General features: G+C 71.4%; 4 protein-coding genes. 3 read left to right on the top strand and 1 reads right to left on the bottom strand.

The features are described from left to right. Nucleotides 1–7: 7 nt before the first annotated feature. Complete coding sequence (locus tag ACFV6I_RS29450) at nt 8–415, bottom strand: O-antigen ligase family protein (RefSeq protein WP_380428548.1); 408 nt, start codon at nt 413–415, stop codon at nt 8–10. Between the two features lie 166 nt (nt 416–581). On the opposite strand from ACFV6I_RS29450, the gene ACFV6I_RS29445 reads away from it, so the two are divergent. From ACFV6I_RS29445 to ACFV6I_RS29435, 3 genes are all read left to right on the top strand, one after another. Next, the gene (locus ACFV6I_RS29445) at nt 582–1,772 is read left to right on the top strand and encodes an alpha/beta hydrolase family protein (protein WP_380428546.1); all 1,191 of its coding nucleotides are present in this window, start codon (nt 582–584) and stop codon (nt 1,770–1,772) included. An 810-nt stretch (nt 1,773–2,582) separates the two neighbouring features. Then, a complete protein-coding gene (locus ACFV6I_RS29440; protein WP_063346282.1) occupies nt 2,583–3,554 on the top strand; it encodes an aldo/keto reductase in 972 nt (323 codons plus the stop codon). Between the two features lie 16 nt (nt 3,555–3,570). Continuing rightward, nucleotides 3,571–4,161 carry a hypothetical protein gene (locus tag ACFV6I_RS29435; protein WP_380428545.1) on the top strand — a complete coding sequence of 197 codons (591 nt, stop codon included), beginning with the start codon at nt 3,571–3,573 and terminating at the stop codon, nt 4,159–4,161. The last annotated feature ends 636 nt before the right edge of the window (nt 4,162–4,797 follow it).

The following is a 4,797-nucleotide window of genomic DNA, read 5'->3' as shown; positions in this document are numbered from 1 at the left end:
GGTCCCGTCATGTCCCAACCAACTGCCACGCCGCAGCTCCCGAGCAGCCCGGCGGGGTGGGGGGGCGCGGCGCCGCGCGCCGGCGCGCGGCCGCGCCCCGGCGCCCCGGTTCCCGCGCCGCCACCGTGTACAGGGCGGCCCCGACCGGGACCCAGGACTCCTCCCATCCGGTGAACGCCATGGCGAAGACCGCTCCGGCCAGGACCGTGTACAGAACCCGGACGGGCCGTCTACGCCGTACCGCGACCGGCAGCCAGACCACCGCCGCCACGGCTCCCGCGCCCCAGCCACCGCTGCGCGTCTCGCTCGCGCCGAACGCCAGGGCGAGGAGCACGGCCGCGACCGTGTCCACGCCGTGCCACTGTCCGTCCCGCAGACGTCTGGCCACCAGCGGCCGTGACTCCCCGTCCCCCATGCCGGCCACGCTATCCAAACGGGGCCCGGGGCCCGTCAGCCCGGAGGACGTCATCCCGCGGGCTGAGTCATCCGCGCGGCCGATGCCCGTCGTACCCTCCTGGGCTGACACCGGGTTACTCCCCGGGGGCGAAGCCGCCGGGCTCATCGGACGGAACAGTGGAGCCATGAATCGGAGAACACTGCTGTCCTCGTGCGCCGGACTGGCCGCCGCCATGATCCCGGGTCCGCTCGCGCCGGTGGCCGCCGCGCGACCGGGGCAGGAGGAACCCGTGCGGTTCCAGCTGCCCGCCCCGAACGGACCGTACCCGCTGGGTACGATCGCGCTGCACCTGGCCGACACCGCGCGGCCGGACCCCTGGGTGCCCTCCCGCCCCTGCCGTGAGCTGATGATCAGCATCTGGTACCCCGCCCGCGGCTGCGCGGCCCGTCCCACTGTTCCCTGGATGCCTCCGGCGGCGGCCGACCGGTACCTGAGCCTCCTCGGCCTGCCTCCCGGCCGGGTACGGCTGGGAGGCACCCACGGCCACGAGGGCGCTCCCGTCGGCGGCCCACCGGGCCCTCTGCCCGTCGTGCTCTACTCTCCCGGCGCCGACGCGTCACGGTCGTTCGGCACCGGCGTCGTGGAAGACCTCGCCAGTCACGGCTTTCTGGTGGTCACCGTCGACCACACCTACGACGCGGCGGCGGTCGCCTTCCCCGGTGGACGCGTCGAGACGAATCCGCTGGGCGGGATCAGCGACTACGCCAAGGCCCTCGCGGTCCGTACCGCCGACATCCGCTTCGTCCTGGACCGGCTCGCCGTCCTCCGCTCGGGTGGCCACCCCGGCGTCTGCCGCACCCCGCTGCCCACAGGCATGCACGGGGCGCTCGACCTGCGGCGCGTCGGGATGCTCGGCCACTCCCTGGGCGGCGCCACCACCGCCACGACGATGCTCACCGACGGGCGGATCACGGCGGGAGTGAGCCTGGACGGGGGCGCGGCGGGCCCGGTGGTAGACGCCGGGCTCGACCGTCCGTTCCTGGTCGTGGACACCCCGGGCAAGGGCAGCATGGAGAGCAACCCCGCCCTGCGCGCGTTCTGGTCGCGTCTGCGCGGCTGGCGCCTGCATCTGACCGTACGGGGAGCCGCGCACCAGTCGTTCGGCGACGATGTGCTGATCCTGCCGCTGATCGCCCCTCTCCTGGGCATGTCACCGCCCGATCTGGAGGACGAGGTCGGGACGATTCCCGGGCACCGGGCACAGGCGTTCCAACGCGCCTACCCGCGAGCCTTCTTCGACCTCCACCTCCGCGACCAGGGGCGACTGCTCGACGGTCCCTCCCCCGACTTCCCCGAGGTCGACTACGCCCGGTGAACACCTTGGCGCCGGTCCCGCCCGTCCGGGCTCCGAGGTACGACGCCGCGGCGCTCACCGGGCGGGGTCCAGCGAGGGAGGGTCGTCGGTGTCCTCGGCTTCGCAGGGAGGATCACGACCCGGGAAATCCTGCGGGGCGACACCTCCACCATCCCGACAGGGGAGCGGCGCCCTGGACGGAGCACGGCCCTGCTCTCGGCGACGGAGGTGAGGATGCCGGGAGGGTTCCTTTGAGGACTTCGACGACGTGGATCTTCGAAAGGGGCTCTCGGTAGCCTTCACCTGCGCCCCGGAAGCGATCACTCCGCCGCGAAGTCGGTGGAGGCCTGTGTCGAGCGCGCCGCCACCCATGCCGGCCGCTGGTCCGACCCCGCGCCCTTCGCCCGAACTCCCTTGGCAGGAAGGCGATCCAGCCTCGCGGCATGCGAAGGCCATGCGCACCAGGGCGGTGGACGCGCGGACCACCCGCGCCTACGGCCTGCGACCCACGACCCGGCCGCGACCCGCCTCGGCCCGGTAACCACCGGGGGCGGCCTCGCCGTCGAGCTGTTCGAGCGCAGAACGACGGCGCAGGCGCACACCCCGACCACGACGGAATCCAGCCGACGCCTCGGCATGGCATCGGATCGGAAGGTAGTATCGGTTTCCACACTGACTGAATATCAAGTGCACGCTATTCATTGGACATTGCTGTCGGGGGCGTCAGCCGACCCCTCAGGTGGGGGGGTTGCGCCGAGTCGCGCCCCCCTGCGCCCCACCCTCCGCACCGGAACCGACCACCGAAACCGGTAAGAACCCAGAAGGCGTCCATTGGTTACCATCGCAGACTCCGAGCTCGACGTCTTTCCACTCTGCCTCGGCGGCAGCGTCTTCGGATGGACCGTCGACGAGCGGACATCCTTCCGCGTCCTCGACGCCTACGCCGCCGCGGGCGGGAACTTCATCGACACCGCCGACTCCTATTCCCAGTGGGCCCCCGGAAACACCGGCGGGGAGTCCGAGTCCATCCTCGGCAACTGGCTGGCCGCGCGCGGTCAGCGGGACCGTTTCGTCATCGCCACCAAGGTAGGCCGACTGAACGGACTGTCCGGGCTCACGGCGAAGGTCGTTCACCAGGCCGTGGAGGAATCCCTGCGCCGTCTGCGGACGGATCATATCGACCTCTACTACACGCACGCGGACGACCCGGAAACTCCCCTCGAAGAGACCCTCGCCGCACTCGACACACTGATCGTGGCAGGGAAGGTGCGCCATATCGGCGCCTCGAACATCAGCGGCCCCAGGCTGGCTGAATCCCTTGAGGTTTCGAAGCGTTCGGGGCTCGCCTCGTACGTGGCGGTCCAGCCTCCCTACAACCTCATGGAACGCGAGCCCTTCGAGAGCGGGATCGCCCCGGTCTGCGAGCGCGAGGGCGTCTCCTGCGTCCCGTACTTCGCCCTGGCGCAGGGCTTCCTGACGGGCAAGTACCGCGAAGGCGCACCCGCCGTTCCCAGCGTCCGCAGCGACGCGGCACGACCGTACGGCGAAACGCCCCGCGGCCGCACGGTGCTCCGGACGCTGGACACGATCGCCTCCGAGCACGACACCGCCCCCGCCGCGGTGGCCCTGGCCTGGCTGAGGGCGCAGCCCCATGTCGTCGCTCCGCTCGCCAGCAGCAGGACGCCCGAGCAGCTCGCCGAACTGACCCCGGGAGCGACCCTGGAACTCTCCCCGGCCGAGGTTCACTCGCTGGACCTCGCTTCACGGACCACCGCGGCGGACCACCATGCGCATGTCGGCTGAAGGAGGAGGAGCCGCCGTGACCCTCGCCCCCCACACCGCCCTGATCGGATTCGACGCCGTCAAGTCGTTCATCTCGGTAGCGCGCGATGAATACGAGGCCTGTACCCCGCAGGAACCACCCTCCTGTTTCGCCCTCCTGCTCGGCACCGTCGACGACGGTGTCGCGGCCATCACCTCGGTCCAGTTCGCGACCAACGTCCGTGCCACCGACCCGATGGCGCTCGAAGAGTTCTCGAGCTCCATAGAGCCGTGCTTCGGAAGCGCCTACCGAAACCCCCGCCGGGGATTCTGGTGCAGCTCGCAGGATCTGCTTCGTATTCACCGGCAGGCGGACCGTGACGGGGCCGAGATCCTGGGCTCCATCCATCTGCATCCCGACTGGCACCGGATCGGCCCACCCGAAGAGCGAGGGCTGCGAATAAGCGAGGAGCCGACACCGATGGACCGCTACATGCTCGACAACAGTCGGTACCCGGTGAACATGATCTGCTATCTGGAATCCGGCCCACAGGGGGTTTCCGCCGCACTCGCGGCATGGGGCCCTCCTCCCGAGGGAGAGGTCGCGGCGCCATGCCCCCGCCTCCTTCTGAGGTTCAGCGCGTCCTGAGGAACGGCAGGCTCACCCCTCGCCACCGGCGGGACTCCGCCCCGGTCACGCTCGCGGATGTGACCGGGGCGGGGCCGCCCGTCCACCCCTGGGTGAGTACCGCCGGAACGGGGCCGTCGGGGCGGACGGTGGTGCTGTAGGCGGCGCTGGTGGGGGTGGAGGAACAGCCCGGTCGGCGTGGTCGCAGTGGCCTCGTGCCCGGCGACCGGCAGGGTGACCCGCTCGTCCCGGATGAACGTGTCGTGCCGGAGCATCATGGCCCCGATCCGGGGGCCCGACACCGTACCGCCCGCTGCCTGGGGGCCGGCGAGTCAACCCCGTGGGTCGACAACGACGCGGCGTGGAGAATTGATTATCTGATGGTCAGTCAGAACCTCGCGGACACCTGCACCAAGGCCTACATCGAACGCCCCGCCTCCTCTGCCGATCGATGGAGCAACCACGCACCGGTGACCGCCGTCTTCGACCACGACTTCTGACGACTCCCCTGGGAGAAGTGCCGTGTCAGACACAGGTGCTCAACGAGGCATTGCCTGATCGGCGGCCCCGGGGGGGGGGGGGGGGCGCCCCCCCCCCGGGGGCGCCCCCCCGCCCGGCGGCGCGCTGCTCGGGGGGGGGGGGGGCGGGGGGCGCGCG

The organism is Kitasatospora sp. NPDC059803 (assembly GCF_042732255.1).
Taxonomy (GTDB): Bacteria; Actinomycetota; Actinomycetes; order Streptomycetales; family Streptomycetaceae; genus Kitasatospora.
This window is presented reverse-complemented; position numbering and strand designations above follow the sequence as displayed.